This is a genomic window from Flavihumibacter sp. UBA7668, assembly GCF_002483205.1.
In the GTDB taxonomy this organism is placed as follows: Bacteria; Bacteroidota; Bacteroidia; order Chitinophagales; family Chitinophagaceae; genus Flavihumibacter.
Genome location: NZ_DLHM01000004.1, coordinates 182938 through 202574, shown reverse-complemented (window position 1 = coordinate 202574; position 19637 = coordinate 182938). Strand labels below are relative to the sequence as shown.

Annotated in this window: 22 protein-coding genes; 15 read left to right on the top strand and 7 right to left on the bottom strand. The window is 43.2% G+C overall.

Translation table 11 applies throughout. The features are described from left to right. Nucleotides 1-289: 289 nt before the first annotated feature. Both surE and B2746_RS08970 read left to right on the top strand, forming a co-directional pair. A complete protein-coding gene (gene surE, locus B2746_RS08975) occupies nt 290-1090 on the top strand; it encodes a 5'/3'-nucleotidase SurE (protein WP_290792515.1) in 801 nt (266 codons plus the stop codon). Beyond that, nucleotides 1074-1373 (top strand): hypothetical protein, encoded by a 300-nt coding sequence (locus B2746_RS08970; protein WP_290792514.1) that lies wholly within the window; start codon nt 1074-1076, stop codon nt 1371-1373. The genes surE and B2746_RS08970 overlap by 17 nt, the downstream gene beginning before the upstream one ends. A gap of 3 nt (nt 1374-1376) precedes the next feature. Here the strand turns inward: B2746_RS08970 and lpxB are convergent, their stop codons facing one another. Further along, entirely contained in the window at nt 1377-2489 is a 1113-nt protein-coding gene (gene lpxB / locus B2746_RS08965) for a lipid-A-disaccharide synthase (RefSeq protein WP_290792513.1), read from the bottom strand. Nucleotide 2490: 1 nt separating this feature from the next. Beyond that, nucleotides 2491-2661, bottom strand: coding sequence for a DUF6728 family protein (locus B2746_RS08960; protein ID WP_290792512.1), 171 nt, complete (start codon nt 2659-2661; stop codon nt 2491-2493). Between the two features lie 118 nt (nt 2662-2779). Between B2746_RS08960 and B2746_RS08955 the strand changes: the two genes are divergently transcribed. Together B2746_RS08955 and B2746_RS08950 are read left to right on the top strand one after the other, a co-directional pair. Next, nucleotides 2780-4171, top strand: coding sequence for an OprD family outer membrane porin (locus B2746_RS08955; protein WP_290792511.1), 1392 nt, complete (start codon nt 2780-2782; stop codon nt 4169-4171). Nucleotides 4172-4182: 11 nt separating this feature from the next. Next, nucleotides 4183-4365 (top strand): hypothetical protein, encoded by a 183-nt coding sequence (locus B2746_RS08950; RefSeq protein WP_290792510.1) that lies wholly within the window; start codon nt 4183-4185, stop codon nt 4363-4365. A 2-nt stretch (nt 4366-4367) separates the two neighbouring features. Here the strand turns inward: B2746_RS08950 and B2746_RS08945 are convergent, their stop codons facing one another. Beyond that, nucleotides 4368-5546 (bottom strand): phospholipase D-like domain-containing protein, encoded by a 1179-nt coding sequence (locus tag B2746_RS08945; RefSeq protein WP_290792509.1) that lies wholly within the window; start codon nt 5544-5546, stop codon nt 4368-4370. A gap of 37 nt (nt 5547-5583) precedes the next feature. Here B2746_RS08945 and B2746_RS08940 point away from each other — a divergent pair, with 37 nt between their 5' ends. The 5 genes from B2746_RS08940 to B2746_RS08920 all read left to right on the top strand — a co-directional run bounded on the left by B2746_RS08940 (nt 5584) and on the right by B2746_RS08920 (nt 10116). Then, nucleotides 5584-7248 carry a Na/Pi cotransporter family protein gene (locus B2746_RS08940; protein WP_290792508.1) on the top strand — a complete coding sequence of 555 codons (1665 nt, stop codon included), beginning with the start codon at nt 5584-5586 and terminating at the stop codon, nt 7246-7248. Between the two features lie 28 nt (nt 7249-7276). Further along, on the top strand, nt 7277-8047 hold the full coding sequence (locus B2746_RS08935; RefSeq protein WP_290792507.1) for an MlaE family ABC transporter permease: 771 nt from the start codon (nt 7277-7279) through the stop codon (nt 8045-8047). A gap of 11 nt (nt 8048-8058) precedes the next feature. Then, nucleotides 8059-8805: an ABC transporter ATP-binding protein gene (locus B2746_RS08930; protein ID WP_290792506.1), complete on the top strand. Its 747-nt coding sequence runs from the start codon at nt 8059-8061 to the stop codon at nt 8803-8805. 13 nt (nt 8806-8818) lie between these two features. Further along, complete coding sequence (locus B2746_RS08925) at nt 8819-9796, top strand: MlaD family protein (RefSeq protein ID WP_290792505.1); 978 nt, start codon at nt 8819-8821, stop codon at nt 9794-9796. Between the two features lie 71 nt (nt 9797-9867). Further along, entirely contained in the window at nt 9868-10116 is a 249-nt protein-coding gene (locus B2746_RS08920) for a YtxH domain-containing protein (RefSeq protein WP_290792504.1), read from the top strand. Between the two features lie 2 nt (nt 10117-10118). On the opposite strand, the gene B2746_RS08915 is transcribed toward B2746_RS08920, so the two are convergent. The 3 genes from B2746_RS08915 to ric are packed head-to-tail and all read right to left on the bottom strand — an operon-like array spanning nt 10119 to nt 12316. After that, a complete protein-coding gene (locus B2746_RS08915; protein WP_290792503.1) occupies nt 10119-11141 on the bottom strand; it encodes a metal-dependent hydrolase in 1023 nt (340 codons plus the stop codon). A 26-nt stretch (nt 11142-11167) separates the two neighbouring features. After that, nucleotides 11168-11596 (bottom strand): RrF2 family transcriptional regulator, encoded by a 429-nt coding sequence (locus tag B2746_RS08910; protein WP_290792502.1) that lies wholly within the window; start codon nt 11594-11596, stop codon nt 11168-11170. A 3-nt stretch (nt 11597-11599) separates the two neighbouring features. Next, entirely contained in the window at nt 11600-12316 is a 717-nt protein-coding gene (gene ric, locus B2746_RS08905; RefSeq protein ID WP_290792501.1) for an iron-sulfur cluster repair di-iron protein, read from the bottom strand. A gap of 200 nt (nt 12317-12516) precedes the next feature. On the opposite strand from ric, the gene B2746_RS08900 reads away from it, so the two are divergent. The 6 genes from B2746_RS08900 (at nt 12517) to B2746_RS08875 (ending at nt 18269) form a co-directional block, all read left to right on the top strand. Next, entirely contained in the window at nt 12517-13923 is a 1407-nt protein-coding gene (locus tag B2746_RS08900; RefSeq protein WP_290792500.1) for a S41 family peptidase, read from the top strand. A gap of 18 nt (nt 13924-13941) precedes the next feature. Continuing rightward, nucleotides 13942-15006 (top strand): sensor histidine kinase, encoded by a 1065-nt coding sequence (locus tag B2746_RS08895; RefSeq protein WP_290792499.1) that lies wholly within the window; start codon nt 13942-13944, stop codon nt 15004-15006. Continuing rightward, the gene (locus tag B2746_RS08890; RefSeq protein WP_290792498.1) at nt 14981-15733 is read left to right on the top strand and encodes a LytR/AlgR family response regulator transcription factor; all 753 of its coding nucleotides are present in this window, start codon (nt 14981-14983) and stop codon (nt 15731-15733) included. Before B2746_RS08895 ends, B2746_RS08890 begins: the two co-directional genes overlap by 26 nt. A gap of 89 nt (nt 15734-15822) precedes the next feature. After that, entirely contained in the window at nt 15823-16833 is a 1011-nt protein-coding gene (locus B2746_RS08885) for a polymer-forming cytoskeletal protein (RefSeq protein WP_290792497.1), read from the top strand. 27 nt (nt 16834-16860) lie between these two features. Next, entirely contained in the window at nt 16861-17052 is a 192-nt protein-coding gene (locus B2746_RS08880) for a hypothetical protein (RefSeq protein ID WP_290792496.1), read from the top strand. A 122-nt stretch (nt 17053-17174) separates the two neighbouring features. Next, on the top strand, nt 17175-18269 hold the full coding sequence (locus B2746_RS08875; protein WP_290792495.1) for a serine hydrolase domain-containing protein: 1095 nt from the start codon (nt 17175-17177) through the stop codon (nt 18267-18269). Here the strand turns inward: B2746_RS08875 and B2746_RS08870 are convergent. Next, complete coding sequence (locus B2746_RS08870) at nt 18232-19440, bottom strand: glycoside hydrolase family 88 protein (protein ID WP_290792494.1); 1209 nt, start codon at nt 19438-19440, stop codon at nt 18232-18234. The genes B2746_RS08875 and B2746_RS08870 overlap by 38 nt on opposite strands. Nucleotides 19441-19637: the final 197 nt, after the last annotated feature.

The window sequence follows — 19637 nt, the reverse complement described above, 5'->3', positions numbered from 1 at the left end:
GCCAAAAAATTTCATATTGACAAAATGTGAAAGGTGAGAGGTGAAAGGTGAATAAGTGAATGGTGAACAAGTGAATTTGCTCCTCTATCTCCAACACTCTACTTCCTACTCTTCTTATTCTTTCCTACTCTTCATCCTCTTCCCCTTTTTCTCCCTTGTCTCCTCTTCCCCCTTTTCTCCTTTGTCCCCCTTTCCCCCTTTTTCTCCCTTGTCTCCTCTTCCCCCTTTTCTCCTTTGTCCCCCTTTCCCCCTTTTTCTCCTTTGTCTCCCTTTTCTTACCTTGCGGCCTATGGCTACAAAAGCAAAGAAAGAAGAACCCATCATACTGGTAACCAATGATGATGGAGTTACCGCACCGGGAATCCAGAACCTCGTGGAAGCCGTAAGGGGTTTGGGAAAAATTGTAGTGGTTGCACCGGATAAACCGCAATCAGGAATGGGACATGCCATCACCATCGGCTCGCCCATCCGGCTGCAGCCTATTCAACTATATGAAGGGATTGAAGCGTATAGTTGTACCGGCACCCCCGTGGATTGTGTAAAACTGGCGGTGGATAAAGTGCTGCACCGCAAACCTGATATTTGTCTTAGTGGCATCAACCACGGCGCCAATCATTCCATCAATGTAATTTATTCCGGCACTATGTCGGCCGCTGTGGAAGCTGCTATCGAAAGTATTCCTTCGATCGGATTCTCCCTGCTGGATTATAGCATTGAAGCTGATTTTTCTGCAGCTGCCCAATATGCACGCACACTCACCGAAATGGTGCTGCGTAAAAAAATGGACAAACATCTGGTGTTGAATGTTAATATTCCTGCCCTTCCCTTTGATCAGATAAAAGGAATGAAAATCTGCCGGCAGGCCTATGCAAAATATCAGGAAGATTTTCTGGAACGGCAGGATCCGCATGGACGCCGCTATTACTGGCTAACCGGTGAATTCCAGAACTTCGACAAAGGTCGTGATACCGATGTATGGGCCCTTGAAAATAATTATGTAAGTGTGGTGCCGGTACAATTTGACCTCACCAATTACGTTTTAAAAACCAAACTCGAAAAAAGCTGGAATCTCAATGCTAAAAAAAGATAGTCTGCAACTCGGCATCCTGCTCGGATTTATTGCTCCTCTAATCGGAATACTATTGTATTATCTGATCGTATTCATGCCCAGGCACGTGAGTTTTTCAGAATACCTGAAATACCTCAGTCAGTTAAAATCACTGTTAACCGGTGTAAGCAGTATTTCCCTAATCGCAAATGCCATTCTATTCACGGTTTATATCAATAGCCGAAGAGATAAAACAGCCAAAGGCATCTTTGTATCTACCCTGATTTATGGTGTACTAGTGCTGCTTGTAAAACTTATTGCATAAGGATCAGGCTCCGGTCTGCTGCAACCAGTTCCAGATTTCATCTGCTGCCTGCGCTGATGCATTGCCGCCTTTTTGCAACAAAGCATTCAATTGCCCATAATCTTCCAGAATCCGATTGCGGTAGTCGGTGTTGTGGAGCAATTCATTCAACTCCGACTTTAAATTTTCCGGATTCATATCATCCTGAATCATTTCTTTCACTACCAGTCGGTCCATAATCAGATTCACCAGTGAAATGTATTTCACTTTTATAAGGCGTTTGGCGATCAGATAAGAAATTTTATTGCCCTTGTAACAAACCACTTCAGGAACACCAAAGAGCGCTGTTTCAAGCGTTGCAGTTCCGGAAGTAACCAGTGCAGCCGTTGCCTGCATCAGCACTTCATAAGTTGCATTGGAAGTGGTACTTACATTCGGAAATCCAGCCAATAGGGGCGAATAAAAATCATCGCTTACTCCCGGTGCTTTTGCCACCACAAAGGAGTAATCCGGAAAGAAACGACTCGTTGCCAGCATAACCGGCAATTTTTTCAAAATCTCCTGTTTGCGGCTTCCGGGTAATAAGGCAATGAGACGGGGATTTCGCTGAATGGACGCATGCTCTTCTTTAAACCGGCTTATTACTTCAGCAAGCGGATGCCCCACATAGGTAACCGGATAGTTCCATTTTTTATAGAACTCCAGTTCAAATGGAAGGATCACCAGCATCTTATCGATGGATTCCTTAATTGTTTTTACCCTGTTTTCTTTCCAGGCCCAAACCTGGGGTGATATATAATACACTGTTTTAAAGCCCTCGCGTTTTGCCCAGGAAGCCACGCGTAAATTGAAACCCGGATAATCAATAAAAATCAACAAATCCGGCTTGAATTGCCGGATATCCTGTTTGCAAAAATCGAGGTTCCTCAAAATGGTACGCAAATTGGCAACCACTTCCACAAAACCCATAAAGGCCAGCTCGGAATAATGCTTTACCAGGGTACCACCTGCTGCTTTCATCAAATCTCCACCCCAGAAACGAATCTCTGCGGCAGTGTCCCGATTTTTTAATTCTCTGATCAGATTGCTTCCGTGCAGGTCGCCGCTGGCCTCCCCTGCGATGATGTAATACTTCATCCTATTTTTTTAGAATCACCAATTTGATGAACAGAAAAATCAATGCGGCCAGGAACATAAAGATGGAGATCCGGTTGATTCCATGCATATAACCCATCCACTTGGTACGTGGTGCATTCGGATCTTTTTTCCGGATGTATAAATATTCACCAATTTGTCGGAGTATTCCCATCGGTTTTTTCTATTTTAACAAAATTAGCCCTTTTTTGTTCCACCCGCTTTTCCGTCAGTGATAGTTATCACATTTTTTCTTTCCCTGATTGTGCAGTTTTGTTCTTCACAAAGAAGGAATGAACCGAATACTGTTGTTATTTATTTTATCCGCTTTCTCCCCTATCCTGTATGCACAGGATCTGCCCGAACCTTCCAGCACGAAGGATACGCTTTCACTATTGCATGCTTTAAAAAAAGGAAGCATCCATGGCCATGCGCGGCTATTCAGTATGGCAACGGATAATACAAGCGGACTTACTGATTATGCGGCAACTGCTATCGGAGGCGGCCTGCGTTATAAATCGGCTCCCTTTCATGGTTTTTCCATCGGATTGGGTGGCTATTTTATTTACAACCTGGCTTCTTCCAATCTCGCCAAACCGGATTCAATTACCAATGCCTTTAACCGATATGAAATCGGCCTCTTCGACATCCAAGACCCCTTGAACAAAAACGATATCAACCGACTGGAAGAATTGTATATCCAGTATCAACATAAATCGCTCAACATCACATTGGGAAAACTATTGCCGGAAATGCCCTTTATCAATCAACAGGATGGAAGAATGCGGGCAACCGGCATAGATGGTCTGCAACTAAAATGGAAGCCCACAAAATCAACCCGGATTCAGACTGCTTTCCTTTGGCAGATTTCACCGCGCAGTACCGTTCGCTGGTTCTCCATTGGGGAATCCATTGGGGTGTATCCAATGGGACAAACAACGGAAGGCAAACCAGCCAACTATCAAAATAAATTACACAGTAAAGGAGTACTGATAACAGGAATAGAACAAAAAATAAACGGCCGGTTAAACATCCAGGTTTGGAATCAGTTGGTGGAGAATATCTTTAACTCCACCTTGCTTCAGGCAGATCTTCGGCAGCCCCTTAGTTCAACTACCACCCTTACAGCAGGATTGCAATTGATTCGACAGGATGCCATCAATAAGGGAGGCAATGAAGATTCGGACCATACCTATTTCGAAAAAGGGGGCAAATCCCTGGTATGGGGCAGCAGCCTGGGTATTGATCGCTCAAAATGGAATGCTTCCCTCAATTATACCAGAATTACCAAAGACGGTCGTTACCTAATGCCACGCGAATGGGGCAAGGATCCATTTTATACTTTTTTACAAAGAGAGCGAAACGATGGATATGCTGATCTGGATGCCCTCTCCGTTAAAGTCAATTACAAACTGGAAAAATGGAAGAGCAGGTTATTTTTGGGATATGGCCATTATTACCTTCCTTCAGTAGAAGAAGTGAGATTCAATAAATATGCGATGCCGGCTTATCGCCAACTAAACCTTAGCTGGAAATACGAATTTCAGCAATTGCTGAATGGTATGGACATTCAATTTCTATATGTACATAAAGCGGCATTGGGATCCAACAATTATTCACCAAAACAACTGATCAATAAAGTCAACATGTCGAATTATAATCTTATTCTTAATTATTCATTCTAAAACAATATCCAATGCTTGAAAAAATAAATCCCGTATTGTTCCATCGTATTCTTCGTTTTGGTTTAGGCGGATTATTTTCCGGTATCGCATTTTTCTACAAAGATGCGTGGCCCCTGTTTATTTTTGGTGGCATCATTTTTATAACCGGATTTTTTCGTCCACGCCGCTGCATAGACGACCAATGTGAACGTTGATTTTATTTTCTGCGCTGTTTATAATAAAAGGTAAAGAGCACAAATAATAAACGGATCGAAGTATAACAGATTTTCTGCCAGGCTCTTGCTGCAATTCCGTATTGTTGCAGGTTTTCTTTTTCCGTCAATGAAATGGACTCCTTATCAATGATTTCAAGAAATTGTTTTTTAATCTCACCGGCAAAGTTTTCATCCAGCACTTCCAGGTTGAGTTCAATACTTGCATAGGCACTAATAAAATTTATATTGAAAGAACCAACCGTTGCCCATTTCCCATCTGAGCAACTGATTTTTCCGTGCAAAACATTCGATTGATATTCGTAGAGATGAACCTGATTTTTCAACAACCATCTGTACAGATATCGTTCTGCCTGCTTGGCCATTACCACGTCTGATTTGCCTGCCGCAATTACATAAATCTTCACTCCTCTTTTCACAGCAGCACCCATGGCTTTCCGCATTTGCCGGCCGGGAAGAAAATAACTGGAAAGCATAAATACTTCTTCCTTCGCATCCTGCATCATTCGTAAATAACTATTGGAAATTTCCGTTCTGAATCGAACCCAGTCCTGCCTTCGAACCCTGACCAGACATTTGGTATCAGGATACGGTAACCGACGGTGAGGTAATATAAATTTCAACTCCTTCGATTTACCCCAGCCCGATTTATTCCATAATTCCAGACATACCTGGTATAATTTTTCCGGGGTTTCTCCTTCCACACGAATGGCCCAATCCAGCCAGGCCGATTGTCCGGGCATATCATTGTACCGGTTACTGACATTCACTCCCCCCACCAATGCATAGGCAGCATCCACCACACAAACTTTTTGATGCAGTCTTCTGCCAAAATAAAAATACTTTGAACGAAGAAGGGGTTCAAACCAACGGAAATGAACGCCGCGTGCTCTAATTTCTTTTATGCGTTTATTGGTCAGGTGCTGCGATGCATAACCATCTACCAGAAAATAAACGGTTACACCACGTTCTGCAGCCATACATAGATGTTCCAGCACTTCCAGTCCGGTATCGTCTTCATCCAGAATATACATCTGGAAATGAACAGATACCAGGGCCTGATCAATCAGTTCAATCAAATTTGTAAAATAAGCTTTCCCTCCGCGTAACAATTCTACCCGGTTTCTGCTGGTATAGCCTTTCAGGGGAATATTTCGTGCCATCCTACTGTTAATATAGTACATTTAAACCGTCCTATTAATGATGCGTATGAATCAGGTCTGGGAATTATTGGCCGGCATTTCCATTTTTATTATCGGAATGCGTTTCCTGGAAGAAGCGCTGAAAAGAATTGCAGGCAGATCGTTTAAACTCTTTCTTAAAAAGCAAACCAGTAATAAATTCAAAGGAATACTGGGTGGCGCACTGGTTACAGCCCTCTTACAAAGCAGTTCCATCGTCAATATCATGGTGCTCGCATTTGTTGGTGCGAAGGTATTACAAATGGAAAATGCCCTGGCCCTGATGCTGGGTTCCAATCTGGGTACCACTTTTACCAGCTGGATCATTGCCGTAGTTGGTTTCAAACTAAATATTGAAGAGCTGGCCTGGCCATTAACCGGAATTGCGGGATTAATCTGGACCATTCTTTCCTCCCAAAACCGGTTTTATTCCTGGGTGCAATTTCTGTTGGGATTTGGATTTTTATTATTGGGACTCCATTTCATGCAAACTGGCGTGGAAGCTTCTATTGAAAAAATCAATCTGGATCAGTTTAACCGCTACCCTGCCATTCTATTTCTGCTTCTCGGAGCGGTGATCACTTCCATTGTACAGGCCAGTTCTGCCACCATTGCATTGACTCTTGCAGTGCTGCATGCAGGCGGAATTGATTTGCATGCTGCCGCAGCAATTGTACTGGGTGCTGAAATTGGAACCACTACCAAATTATTGATCTTAGCCCAAGGCAAATTGCCCGATAAAAAAAGAGTAGCACTGGGAAATTTTCTTTTTAATACCATCTCATCCATTTTAGCTTTTTTTACCATCCGGCCCTTGCTGCATTTTATACAGGGACCACTTTCAATAACGGATGATCTCACCGCACTTGCTTCCTTCCAAACTATGGTGAATCTGCTGGGCATCCTTCTGTTCTTTCCTTTCCTTAAGGTATTTGGAAAATTCCTGCAAAACAGGTTCACCCAAAATCAGGAGGATACCAGTTTTATTCACAAGGTTTCCATAAATGAACCAGACCTCGCTTTGCAGGCCACGCAGGAAGAAGTCCGTCATTTCATGTTTCATTTGGTACGATATAGCCTGAATGGATTAGGGATTACCAATTGGGAATTCAAGCCAACCAGTTGGCAGCCCGTTCATGTACAGAAAACACCGGAAGAACAATACGTTTACCTGAAAGACCTTCATGGCGATATCCAACAATATTATGTACGATTACAGGCCAGTATAACTGATCTTGATCAAACCGAATTACTGGATCAATTGCTGGCCGCATTGAGAAATGGAATGTATGGAGCGAAAAGCTTGAAAGATGCCTTATTGGATGCTGAACAACTTAGGAACTCTTCCAATGACTTCAAATTCGGTTATTATGAGTTAAGCAAGGATCGAATGACGAAATTTCTAATGCAGGTTACCCCTTTTTTAGCGGGAGAAGAAAAGGCAGATGGCAAACAATTTCTGGCGATTTTCAACAGTCTGGCAGAGCAATACCATGCATCAGTAACCGAACTCTATGGGAAAAACCGAACCAGCCTGGTCACTGATACAGAATTAGCCACCCTTATCAATTATAACAGGGAATTGTACACGGCAAAAAAATCAATTTTACTTGGTATAAAAGACCTCCTGCTCACTCCCGCCGATGCTGCACTGTTCAAGGATTTGCCGGGCTTTATTCGATAAGTTTTGTACCTTATTGGTTCTTCCAAATATGAAATTGCCACCCAACACCCACCGGTTTATTGAAGAAGCAGGGGCCATCACTGCATTCACTTCCCGCTTCTTCCGGGAAGCTTTTCGTCCCCGGTACGAATGGAATGCCTTTCTGAATCAGTGTTATATAATCGGATATAAATCACTCCCCCTTGTAGGATTAACCGGCTTTATCATGGGACTTGTTCTGACCATGCAATTACGCCCTTCTCTGATTGATTATGGCGTGGAAAGCGAACTGCCTGCGATGGTGGGAATCGCCATTATCCGGGAAATTGGTCCGGTTATTACAGCGCTCATTTTTGCAGGAAAAATCGGAAGCAGTATCGGTGCCGAGCTGGGCAGTATGAAAGTAACCGAACAAATTGATGCGATGGAAGTAAGTGGTACCAATCCATTCAAATACCTGGTGGTTACCAGAGTATTGGCTACTACATTAATGTTACCTATTCTGGTTTTATTGGGAGATGCCATTTCTCTTTATGGTGCCTACCTCGGGGTGAACATAAAATCAACCACCAGTTTTCACTTGTATTTTACCCAGGTTTTTGACAACCTGAGTTTTGGGGATGTTGTGCCTGCTTTTGTGAAGTCTTATTTTTTCGGATTTGCTGTGGGCATCATTGGTTGTTTCAAAGGATTCAATTCCAGCAAGGGTACAGAAGGGGTGGGCAAAAGCGCCAATAGTGCCGTGGTAGTTGGAAGTCTGCTGGTTTTTATTCTTGATTTGATTGCGGTTCAGGTAACTGATTTACTCGGACTAAATTAATGCTGCCTGCTATGAACGGAAATGAAAATAAAGAGGTTGTTTTACTCATCCGTAATTTATACAAGAGCTTTGGAAGCAATAAGGTTTTGAACGGTTTCAATCTGGCATTAAAAAAGGGAGAAAACCTGGCAGTATTGGGAAAATCAGGCAGTGGAAAATCCGTCTTGATAAAATGTATAATTGGATTGCTCTATCCCGATGAGGGAGAAATAACCGTATTGGGACAATCCATCCAATCATTAAACCAGGATGAGCTGGATCATCTTCGGGTTAAAATCGGGTTTTTATTTCAATCCAATGCGCTGTATGATTCCATGACGGTGCGTGAAAACCTGGAGTTTCCGTTGCGCCGGCACTGGATGGAAGTAAACAATACAAAGGCCCATGAACTGGTAATGGAAGCGCTCGAAAATGTTGGGCTGGCAGATACCGTTAATAAAATGCCTGCTGAGCTTTCAGGAGGCATGAGAAAACGGATTGCACTGGCCCGCACACTAATTCTTCAACCGGAAATAATTTTATACGATGAACCTACTACCGGGCTTGACCCCATCACCTCTAAAGAAATAAGTGAATTGATGAACCATCTTCAGAAAAAGTACAATACCTCGTCCATTATCATTTCACATGACATGAACTGTATCCAGCGAACATCGGATCGGATGATTCTCCTGATTGATGGTGTTGCTTACAAAGAAGGTAGTTTTGATGAACTGAAAGGTTCTGATGACCCGGTTATTCAACCCTATTTTGAATAAGTTAGCAAGCGTTATGGCAAATAAGAAAACCAACCTGATCAAACTGGGACTATTTACGGTAAGCGGCATCGCTTTTCTGGTGCTAACACTCTATTTTATTGGGCGTAATAAACAACTGTTCAGATCTTCCATTCAGGTGAACGCCTATTTCAGAAATGCGGGAGGTGTTGTTCCGGGCAATAATGTCCGGTATGCAGGAATCCATGCCGGCACAGTGAAATCAGTAAAGCTGATCAATGATACTATCATAGAATTTCAATTATTGCTTGATAAAAAAACAGCCGCCCATATTCTAAATAACTCCATAGCCTCTATTGGAACAGAAGGTGTGATTGGGAATAAGGTGGTGAACATATTACCCGGATCGGGAACTGGTAATCCCATACAGGATGGAGATCGCTTACAGGCAAAAAGAACAACTGACACGGAGGCCATGCTGGAGACCCTGTCCGAAACGAATCAGAACGCTTTGCTTTTATCGAATGAATTGGTAAAGACCATTACAAGAATAAACAACAGCAGTACACTTTGGAGAATTCTGGAAGATTCAAGCCTTTCAGATGCTATTAAATCAAGCCTGCTGAATATTCAGAAAGCATCTGCTAACACACAGGATCTAACCGGTGAATTAGGTGAATTCATTCATGAATTGAAGCAGGGAGACGGATTGGCCAATAAACTGGTATATGATACCACCATCAGCAGGCAGCTCAGCATTACCATGGAACAGTTGGAAAATACCAGCAGGCAAACGGAAGAACTAACCACCAGAGTGAACGAAATTCTGCAACATGTGCAGGTGGAAATCAAACAGGGAAAAGGTCCGGCCAATGCAGTATTATCTGATACCAGCATGACGGGTAGTTTGCACAGAAGTTTGAATAATATTGAACAAAGCACTGCGCGTTTTAATGAAAATATGGAAGCACTGCGCCATAACTTTTTGTTAAAGGGTTATTTCAGGAAAAAAGAGAAAAAAGAACGGAAATAGACAGTTATTGCTGGCATTGTATTTGGTAACTTTATAAAGAAACAAGATTGATTCATTTACAACCATTTGTTATGACAAACACAAACAAAATTTTGACAGCATTGGCAACCGGCGTAGTAATAGGCGGAGTTTTGGGAGTGCTCTTTGCACCTGACAAGGGGGAGGCCACCAGACAGAAAATTGCCGACGGAAGTAAAAAACTATCCGATTCATTAAAAGAAAAAATGAACGAGGGGAAAAATAAACTGGCCGGCATGCGAAATACCATTCGCGAGCGGGTTGACGGAATGAAGGATAAAGTGGAAGAATTTTCTTCCTAATCCTATTCCACCAAATCTTTACCAATAGCCCTTCTTAACAAAGCAAGGGCTATTTCTTTATCCCATTTGGCAAAACGACCCCGCTGAACAACCAGTTCATTACTTTCCGGATGTTGCAGATAATAATGAAATACAAATTTTTCGCGGGGATCCTTCCAGCCAATAATTTGTCCAAAGCGAAGGTCATTGAATACCAGACTGTCGCCGTATTTTTCTACCGTATAAAATTCCTGTGAAAACCGGATGAGTTGGTGAAGATCTTTATGTTCGGTAAGGGAATCAAGCAATTCACTGTTTCGGGGAAAATATTCAAAATGGATGCTGTTCTTTTTATCAAAGAGGGAGCGAAAGCCTACATGATATCCATTGTCATCCCCTGCAACAATATACCATAACCAGTTATTCAGCGGAGCCGGTGTGGTAAAATAGCGGGTATAGGAAATATTCCTATCCTGTAATATGCCCCTTGCATCGCTGTCAATTTTGAGCTTGTTCAAACTGGCATAGCCGAGATAAATCCCGGGAAGCATAATTCCCAATCGTAACCAAAATCTTCTTTTTGGACTCATAATGGGAATGAGCACCAATACAAGAGCCGCCAAACCCGGCCAGAAGGAGAAGAAGGGATCTGCCACGTAAATGGTGTTGAAAGAAAACCGGTGGTGACTGAAAGGCTCCAGCCATCCCGTTCCGTAATTATTGAATCCATCCAGGAAAATATGGACCAGCATTTCAGTTCCAAAAAACAGCATCCAATAGTTCAGGGGAATCCGAAGTTCGCGGTGCAGTCGATTGGCAGTCATTGCAAGCAAGGGCGTTAATACCAGTATAAACAAAAGGGAATGGGTAAAGCCCCGGTGTGCCAGTAATTCCTCTGATAAAGGCATCCAAAAACCGGCTATAAAATCGATATCCGGAACACTTTGCGCCAGTGCCCCCCAGAGCAGGGCTTTTTTACCGATTTTTTTTCCCAGAAAAGCTTCCCCTATACAGGCGCCCAGGGCTATATGTGTAATTGAATCCAATCTGCCATTTTTATTCCGGCAACAAGTTAAGAAAGAAAGGCAGCACCTTTCGAAACATCTTTACTGATATCCAGAATGCTGGTATTTCTGAACAATAATTCCAACTGATCACGCACCTGCGCATAAGCGGCATGAAGCGGGCAGGGCTTGGTTGCAGAACACTGGCTTAAACCAAGGCCACATGCATGGAAAAGCTCATCACCATCCAGTGCCAGTACTATGTACAACAGAGGTTGGAGTACCTGCTCTTCCGTTATAAAAAAACCACCACTTGGTCCTTTTGCACTACTGATGACATTGGCTTTCACCAGGGTTTGCAGCAGTTTTCCCAGTGTATGTTCATTCCCATCCACCACTGCTGCAATCTCCTGGATATTGTATTTTTCCCCGGCATTTATCCGGCTTGCCAGAAAGATAGCAGCCCGGATTCCGGTTTTACACGTAATGCTTAGCATGCATCAAAACTGCTGCATTTTTTCCAAAGCCTTTGCTTTAGGGAATAGGATATTATTTTCGAGGTGAACATGGATATGCAAATCATTTTCAAATTCTTCCAATAACCGGAAATAGAACTGGTAGGATCCGCAAGCTCCCTCGGGAATACTATAGTTGTTGGTCAGCACTCTGATTCTGGCCAGGGCATCACCTACCTGCTCATGCTCCTGCTCCATCATGGCAATCGGATTGTTTACGGTGCCAAAGAAGGGTTGCTGAACAGGGTTTTTGATATAAGGAAACAATACCCCTTCTTCTTTCTGCATGTGATCACGCATTTCTTCATTAATCATCATAACAAGCTGCTGAATATCCAGTAATTCAGGATGCTCCTGACCATGCACTTTCGCTACTTTGCCTGCATAGTAGAGCAGATCCGGTAATGTTTTTAGTACATATGCATGGTGCATTTGAATGATATAATCCACCAGTAAAGCGGGTGTCCAGTCTTTAAAATTCGGAACTCCGGTTGCTGCTGATTGCTGTGCAGCTTCCAGTTCCTGCAGCAATTGATCGGAATCAATTCCTTTTTCTGCGCAGGCGGTGAGCAACGATTTTTTTCCTCCGCAGCAGAAATCAAGACCGAATTTTTTTAACACCTGGGCTTTGCGCAGGTCGGCAGTTGCAATTTCACCCAGACTCATGCCGGCCCAGGGACTGGCGGAACGAATAGTTTCCATGTTGATTAGTTTTTAAATAGAATAGAGCAAAGTTATGGCTATTTTTAATAAAAGTATCATAATACTTTTATTATTCTTCTTTACTCCTGCATTCTTTCATCCTTCGAAATAATCAATTCAGTAAGCCGAAACACAGGTTCGGCAGAAATAGCTAGGCCGGCAGGAACCGGAAAAGCAATTTTGAACAATAAACCTATACTATGATTTTATTCCGGCTACTGGCAGTACTGCTGCTATTCAATTTTCAATCCGTTTACTCACAGGAAAGCAGGAAATTCAGTGCTGCTCAACTGAAAGAGGACCTGATATTGGTGAACCAGGCATTACAGGAGGCACATCCCGGCCTTTTTCGTTATTTGGATAAAGCCAGTTATGAGCAAACACTCCGATCCATTCAGGAGAGCATTAAAGACAGTTTAACGGAAAAAGAATTTTATGTACGTCTTTTTCCGCTGATCAGTAAGATCCGGTGTGGACATACAAAGCTCTTACCGTCCAACTACCAGGAAGGGAAGTTTCTGTACCCCACAGAACAGGCCTTTCCCCTGCAACTCTATTTTGAGAATGACAAAGCCTATGTAGTGGAAGATTATGGTGGAAGCAACCGGATAAAACCGGGAACTGCCATCACGCATATAAACGGTGTTTCGATAGCTGAAATCAGAAAACAACTGATTCCTGCAATAACGGTTGACGGATGGGTGGAAACAAGTATCAATACCACCCTGAATAAGCATTTCAATTCGCTCTATGCAGGTTTTATTGGAACAAGCGCCCGTTACAAACTGCATTATAAAGAGGGGAAAAAGGGCAAAAACACTTATCTGGAAGGTATTTCCTCCAGCCGGATAATAGCAGCGCAGCAGGCGGCGGTCCTTCCTTTCGAACTGCAATGGAAAGATGATGTAGCCGTACTGGTTATCCGTAGTTTTATGGCCGAAAGAGCAGTGTTTGATTTTGAAAAATTTGCAGATAGTGTATTCGTACAACTAAAAGAAAAATCAACCAAAAACCTGGTAATTGATTTGAGAAACAACGAGGGAGGAATAGAGGACTGGGGAGGCTATTTATACTCCTATCTGACAGATTCCGGTTTCCGTTATTATGATCGGATTGAGGTAGCCAGAAAAGACAGTTTCAGCTTTGAGCAGCATGCCTGGCTGCCTCCTTTTTATAAACAGGCACGTGCTATGATCCTGGAAAAGGAGGGGAAATTTTATTGGCCCTTACAGGCTTATCTGAAAGAAAAACCGGCACAGCCGAATCGTTTTAAAGGAACTGTTTACCTGCTCCTGAATGGTGGCAGCTTTTCGGTAAGTTCAGAATTTGCAGCGATGGTAAAATACCATAAGCGGGCAATTATACTTGGGGAGGAAAGCGGTGGGGATGGATATGTCAATAACAGCGGCGTATTTGCAATTCTGACCCTTCCTGCTTCAAAACTTCAACTGGGAATACCACTGGGTTCTTTTTACATGAATACAAAACCTGTAGGAGGAAGAGGTGTGCTTCCAGATTTTATTGTTCAGCCAACCATTCAGGACCTGTTGAAGAAAAAAGATCCGGTAATGCATCATACAATTGGAATAATTGCTGCAATGAAATAAATTAACGGAACAAAGCGAATGAAAATTAGTTATCGTTTGAGAGATGGCTGGGTGCGGCTGGTGGGGATTCCACTCATCGCCTTCACGTCGCATATCATATTTTTCAATGAGCAGCATTATCAGGAAGAGCAATTCGGGTATTGGGAGGTTTTCCTGATCAGCCTGGTTGAAGCAGTGCTGCTTTGGGAAACCAATCGGCTTGTATTGCTTTATTTTCATAACCGATTTCCGAAAGCAGAACAATGGCCGAAGCGGATAACCGGCATTTTTCTGGGTTGTATTGTGGTTACCATATTTGTTCGCTACCTGAATATCTGGTTGTATGACCAGACCTTATTCTGGGGTTATATTTTTCCACCGGAAGGGTATTTGTATAATATTTTGATTGCTTTACTATATGTGATTATTGTAGTTGGAATTTATGAGGGACAGTTTTTTTTCCGGGAATGGAAACAGGCATTTGAAGAAAAAGAAGAACTCAAAAGAACAGCGCTGATAACGCAACTGGAATCATTGAAAGCGCAGATCAATCCGCATTTTCTGTTTAATAATCTGGGATCACTGGCATCACTGATAATGGATAATCAGGAAAGGGCGGTTGAATTTGTGCGGGAGCTTTCCTCTGTATACAGGTATGTGTTAAAAGCAAATGAGCAGCATCTGGTGCCTTTATCAATGGAGCTTAATTTTATTCAGCACTATTTTCATTTATTGAAGACCAGGTTTGAATCGGGCATAGAATTGGAGATCCGGATTGCAGAAGAATACCTGTCTTATTATTTACCCCCGTTAACCTTACAGGTGTTGATGGAAAATGTTATCAAACACAATAGTATTTTACCGAATCAGCCCTTATTGGTAAAGCTTTATTCAGATGAAGCAGATAACCTGATCATGGTCAATAACCGGCAGGCCAAAACACTGATTATTGGATCGGAGAAAATAGGACTGGCCAATATTCGTAAAAAATACGAGTTGCTGCATCAGGGTCCGGTTATTATTCATGAAACGGCTGATGTGTTTCAGGTTTCGATCCCCTTACTAAAAACAGCGAGTGATGCAATTACTGATAGTAGAAGATGAAAACCTGCTGGCGAATCAACTGATTCGGCTGCTGCGGGAGGTGGAGCCGGAAGCCGTGGTTGCAGGACGAACCAACAGCGTGGCTTCTACTCTTCAGTATTTGCAAAATAATGCGGCACCGGATCTGATACTGATGGATATTGAATTGGGAGACGGACAATGTTTTGAATTATTTGACCAGATACAGATATCATCGCCGATCATTTTTACCACGGCTTATGATGAGTTTACGTTGAAGGCATTTAAGCTGAACAGTGTGGATTATTTGCTGAAACCCATTGATCCGGTTGAGTTGAAAGCCGCACTTACCAAGTTCAGGCAGGTATATGGTCAGCATTCGGGTGAGCAAATCAATCAGCTGCTGCACCAGCTTCAGGCAGCTCAGCCCTATAGAACCCGGTTTTTGGTTAAACAGGGCCAGCAGCTGCAAATGATTCTGACGCAGGAAATTGCCTATTTACATGCCCTGAATAAGGTAAATTTCCTGTTCACCCATTCAAACAAAAAATATATACTTGAATACAGCCTGGATGAGCTGGAAAACATGCTGAATCCGGCTGAATTTTTTAGAATAAACCGGCAAACCATACTAAATATCAGCTCCATTCAAACGATTCATCCCTGGTTTAAAGGGAAAGTGAAACTTGAATTAAAAATTCCATCTCTTGAAGAAATACTGGTGAGCCGGGAGCGGGCAACGGCTTTCAAAACCTGGTTAGGAGCCTGATTTTACCGTTAAAACATTGATTTAAGTCAATTCTTTATTTTTTTAAGGGTTTCCATATACTAAGCCTAAGTGTAAACCGTTAGGGTAGCATGAAAAAGCTGTCCGTAACCCTTTTAGCTATTTTTCTACTATCCGCAGCATTTGCAGCCTGGTATTCCGGTAACCAGACACTTTATAGCGGGATTCATCCCAATACGGGCTGGAACCAGACCATGACCATTGCAGCCGGGAATAATGTTCGTTTTACCGGAAGTACCAATTTTGCCGGCGGGCATCTGGTGATTGAGGAAAATGCCACTCTTACTATTCAGTCGGGTGGTTTATCGGCCAATGGCAGCATTACGCTGGAAGCCGGTGCTTCTTTAATTGTAAATGGCGCCTTGTTATTAAATACTGCCGGATCCACCCTTCGGGTGACGGATGGTACGGTAACTGTTTCCGGCAACTTTACACAATCGAGCAATCTGGTAGAAATTGGGAATGATGGCGTGGTGGAAGTGGGAGGAAATTTCTTAACAAACGGAGGGGGTCTTTCCATTTTGGATGGAGGCATTCTACGAGCCAATAATGCCACTTTCAATGGAAATAACAGTATTGCCGGATTATTGGAGGTAACACAAACCACCAGAGTAAATGGAGGAAATATTGCCTTCAGTGGTTGTGGTGAAGTTCGCACGCGTACCCTGAATATTCAGAACGGTAATCTCTTTAGTGGAAATGGATTTGTGGTGGTTTCTCAAACTTATACCAATGGGCGGAGTAGTACCTGGTCGGGTCATGCGTTGACCAGCAGTAATGCCATCGGTGTTTATTATACTGGTGCGGCTACCACTGCCAACTGGGGTGGCGCCTATATGAATCCGACGGCCAATAATCCCTGTTTATATTTGTTACCCGTTCAGTTTGAAAAGTTCAAAGCAATACCTCAGGCAAGCAATAATTATATGCTGGAATGGACAGCACCAGAAACAGAGGAAACCGAAAGTTATGAGATTCAGGTATCGGATGATAATATCAATTTCAGAACCATAGAAATAGTACCAGCCAAAGGAGAACGCGGCGATCTGCGATACCAGCAGAAAGTGCATCTTGGCTATTAATTTTTTTACCCAACCCCCTATTATACAATGAAAACTATTCTTCCCAAACTGGGCCTGGCATTGTTTGCCCTTAGTTTTTTGAGTTCCTGTTCAAAAGAAACGGCAGAACCCGCCGGCATTGAGCAAAAGCAGGTTTTTATCCGCATTAAGCAGGTGGAGAAAAACGGCACGATCAGTTATTCACCCAAGGTGCGGGTGCAGATTAAGGCATTGAACTAGACAATTTAATATTCTTTCGTTGCTGTAAGGCGTAGTTCGTCTCCCGTATAGGTAGTACATCGGATTAGTATGCTCACTAATTCCGATCTGGCTAAATTTATTGTACTACCTATTAACGCAACATGAAGTACCTCTGCCTGATTCCTTCCATTTTTTTCTTATTAAGCCGGCCACTAACCACAGACGCACAGCGACCTCTTTCCATAGACAGTATTGTTTCACCCTTGCTGGAACAGAACAAATTTAGTGGTACTGTATTACTGGCAAAAAACGGAACAATCGTTTATCAGCATACGGCAGGCTTTAGTGATGCCAGTACATCCACTCCACTAAGCGCATCTTCCTTATTCAGCATTGCATCCACCGGCAAATTATTTACAGCCGTCATTATAGAAAAGTTGATTGAAAAAGGGCAGCTCCGATTGGATCAAACCATTGATCAATTGCTGCCAGATGCGGGCATCCCCTATTCAAAAGAGATCACGATAAAACAATTACTTACGCATACGGCTGGCATGGGAAATTATATGATGCACCCCCGGTATCTGGAAATGCTGGATACTATCCGTAATTCGGAAACGATATTTCAACTGGTAAAGGAAAGCTCCGGTACCGGCACAGCGCCTGGCAGGGAACATCTGTACTCCAATTCAGGTTATATTGTACTGGGTAAAATTATTGAAAGGGTTACCGGATTATCCTATGAGGAAGCCTTGCAAAAATTTATACTTAAGCCTGCAAAAATGGAGGGACTTGTATTTCGGCGTACCTCACCAGGGAATAAAAATATTGCGACGGCTCATCTTAAAGCATCCGATGGAAAAACCTGGAAACCGGCAACCAGCGCCCCGTTTCCAGCAGCAGATGGCGGACTGTATGCAACAGCGGCCAATCTGCTGCATTTTGACCAGGCGTTTTATGGTAATCAACTAATTCCGGAAAAGAGGCGAAAAGAGATGCTGGAACAGGCAGTGGAGGCCAGTTTACCCGGGTTGGGAAAAATCAGGTATGGATTTGGGATTATGCGTTTTGATTATGCAAATGGCTCTTTTTCTCTAGGCCACAATGGTGGATTTCCAGGTTATGGTTGCGAATACCGGCACTATTTTCTACCAGATGGTACAGAATACACCCTTATCATCAACAGTAATTATGACCGGAGCATACGGCCGCTGTTATTTAAAATTGAAGCACTGCTGACAAGTTCCCATTTTTAAATAACTGATCGTATCGGATCAATGCTTCGAGGTAATAATAATCGGCGTAAATAATGGGCACATCAATTTCGCTTTTAGCGGGTTTATTACCAACGGAATGTTGCAGGAGGAAGTTTCCTTTTTCGCCCAGCTGCAAACGGTAATTTGGAACGGATAAGGCTACCAGGATTTGTTCTGCGGTTTGCAGGTAGGTTTGTTTTTCTTTTTTTACATAACCCGCCAGTTCCAATAAAGCGGATGCCATGATGGCAGCTGCGGAGGCATCGCGTTCTTGGTTGGGGATGCCGGGTGCATTAAAATCCCAATAAGGAATTTTATCGGCCGGCAGGTTGGGATGTTGCAATATAAAGGCGGCAATTTTCTTTGCCTGATCGAGGTATTTTTTCTGTTTTGTTTCGCGGTACATGACGGTGTAGCCGTAGAGGCCCCATGCCTGTCCCCTTGCCCAGGGCGATTCATCGGCATAGCCCTGGTGGGTAAGCTTGGCTTCAACTTTACCGGTTGGGTCATAACACACAACATGATAACTGCTGTTATCGGGCCGGAAATGATTTTTTAGGGTAGCATCGGCGTGTTTGATACAGATATCGTAAAGGCGCTTATCCTTGGTTTGTCTGGCTACCCAGAAAAGGAATTCCAGGTTCATCATATTGTCGACGATAACGGGGTAGTTGTATTGTTCGAATTTGTTCCAGGATTTGATGACACCAACGGCGGGGTCGAAGCGGGAAGCCAGGGATTGGGCGCCGGTAACCAGCACGTTTTTATACTGTTCATTTTTGGTGAGGCGGTAGCCGTTGCCAAAGGGACAGAAGAGCATAAAACCAAGATCGTGCGTGCCTTTATTGAATTTTTCTTTTTCAACGGCCATGGTCCATTTATGGGCAGCTTCTTTCCACTGTTGGCTGCCGGTATATTCATATAGGAACCAGAGGCTGCCGCCGAAGAAGCCGCTGCACCACCAGGAGGTAGGCATATCGCGCTGGGAGCCGTCGGGGTTTAGGGACTGGGGTGTTTTGGTAAGGTCAGGATGTGCTTCGAGCATGCGGAGGTACTGTGCTTCGGCCAGTTTTATTTGCGCGGGTACGTCTATTTTGGGTTGGGCTTTTGCGGGGCGGGTTATGGCCAGGGAGAGCAGTACATACAGGCAGATAGCAGTAGCAAATTTCATATAGCAGAGCGTTGATTGGAGGATTAAATTAGGGGGTAAAACTGAGGAGGGCAAGATTAGTTATGCAAACGTTGTAGTAGATGGTAAAACTCAAAACATATCTTGGGGCCTGGATCCAATATAAGGATGAAATTTACCTTTTATGCTGAATTTGTGACGGGCTCTGATCATTTTTGTGACGGACTTCAGCGTTGGGT

What these genes read in the sequence shown, in the direction of transcription:
- surE (WP_290792515.1), top strand. Translation starts at nt 290, where the DNA reads ATGGCTACAAAAGCAAAGAAAGAAGAACCCATCATACTGGTAACCAAT.
- B2746_RS08970 (WP_290792514.1), top strand. Translation starts at nt 1,074, where the DNA reads ATGCTAAAAAAAGATAGTCTGCAACTCGGCATCCTGCTCGGATTTATT.
- lpxB (WP_290792513.1), bottom strand. Translation starts at nt 2,489, where the DNA reads ATGAAGTATTACATCATCGCAGGGGAGGCCAGCGGCGACCTGCACGGA.
- B2746_RS08960 (WP_290792512.1), bottom strand. Translation starts at nt 2,661, where the DNA reads ATGGGAATACTCCGACAAATTGGTGAATATTTATACATCCGGAAAAAA.
- B2746_RS08955 (WP_290792511.1), top strand. Translation starts at nt 2,780, where the DNA reads ATGAACCGAATACTGTTGTTATTTATTTTATCCGCTTTCTCCCCTATC.
- B2746_RS08950 (WP_290792510.1), top strand. Translation starts at nt 4,183, where the DNA reads ATGCTTGAAAAAATAAATCCCGTATTGTTCCATCGTATTCTTCGTTTT.
- B2746_RS08945 (WP_290792509.1), bottom strand. Translation starts at nt 5,546, where the DNA reads ATGGCACGAAATATTCCCCTGAAAGGCTATACCAGCAGAAACCGGGTA.
- B2746_RS08940 (WP_290792508.1), top strand. Translation starts at nt 5,584, where the DNA reads ATGATGCGTATGAATCAGGTCTGGGAATTATTGGCCGGCATTTCCATT.
- B2746_RS08935 (WP_290792507.1), top strand. Translation starts at nt 7,277, where the DNA reads ATGAAATTGCCACCCAACACCCACCGGTTTATTGAAGAAGCAGGGGCC.
- B2746_RS08930 (WP_290792506.1), top strand. Translation starts at nt 8,059, where the DNA reads ATGAACGGAAATGAAAATAAAGAGGTTGTTTTACTCATCCGTAATTTA.
- B2746_RS08925 (WP_290792505.1), top strand. Translation starts at nt 8,819, where the DNA reads ATGGCAAATAAGAAAACCAACCTGATCAAACTGGGACTATTTACGGTA.
- B2746_RS08920 (WP_290792504.1), top strand. Translation starts at nt 9,868, where the DNA reads ATGACAAACACAAACAAAATTTTGACAGCATTGGCAACCGGCGTAGTA.
- B2746_RS08910 (WP_290792502.1), bottom strand. Translation starts at nt 11,596, where the DNA reads ATGCTAAGCATTACGTGTAAAACCGGAATCCGGGCTGCTATCTTTCTG.
- ric (WP_290792501.1), bottom strand. Translation starts at nt 12,316, where the DNA reads ATGGAAACTATTCGTTCCGCCAGTCCCTGGGCCGGCATGAGTCTGGGT.
- B2746_RS08900 (WP_290792500.1), top strand. Translation starts at nt 12,517, where the DNA reads ATGATTTTATTCCGGCTACTGGCAGTACTGCTGCTATTCAATTTTCAA.
- B2746_RS08895 (WP_290792499.1), top strand. Translation starts at nt 13,942, where the DNA reads ATGAAAATTAGTTATCGTTTGAGAGATGGCTGGGTGCGGCTGGTGGGG.
- B2746_RS08890 (WP_290792498.1), top strand. Translation starts at nt 14,981, where the DNA reads ATGCAATTACTGATAGTAGAAGATGAAAACCTGCTGGCGAATCAACTG.
- B2746_RS08885 (WP_290792497.1), top strand. Translation starts at nt 15,823, where the DNA reads ATGAAAAAGCTGTCCGTAACCCTTTTAGCTATTTTTCTACTATCCGCA.
- B2746_RS08880 (WP_290792496.1), top strand. Translation starts at nt 16,861, where the DNA reads ATGAAAACTATTCTTCCCAAACTGGGCCTGGCATTGTTTGCCCTTAGT.
- B2746_RS08875 (WP_290792495.1), top strand. Translation starts at nt 17,175, where the DNA reads ATGAAGTACCTCTGCCTGATTCCTTCCATTTTTTTCTTATTAAGCCGG.
- B2746_RS08870 (WP_290792494.1), bottom strand. Translation starts at nt 19,440, where the DNA reads ATGAAATTTGCTACTGCTATCTGCCTGTATGTACTGCTCTCCCTGGCC.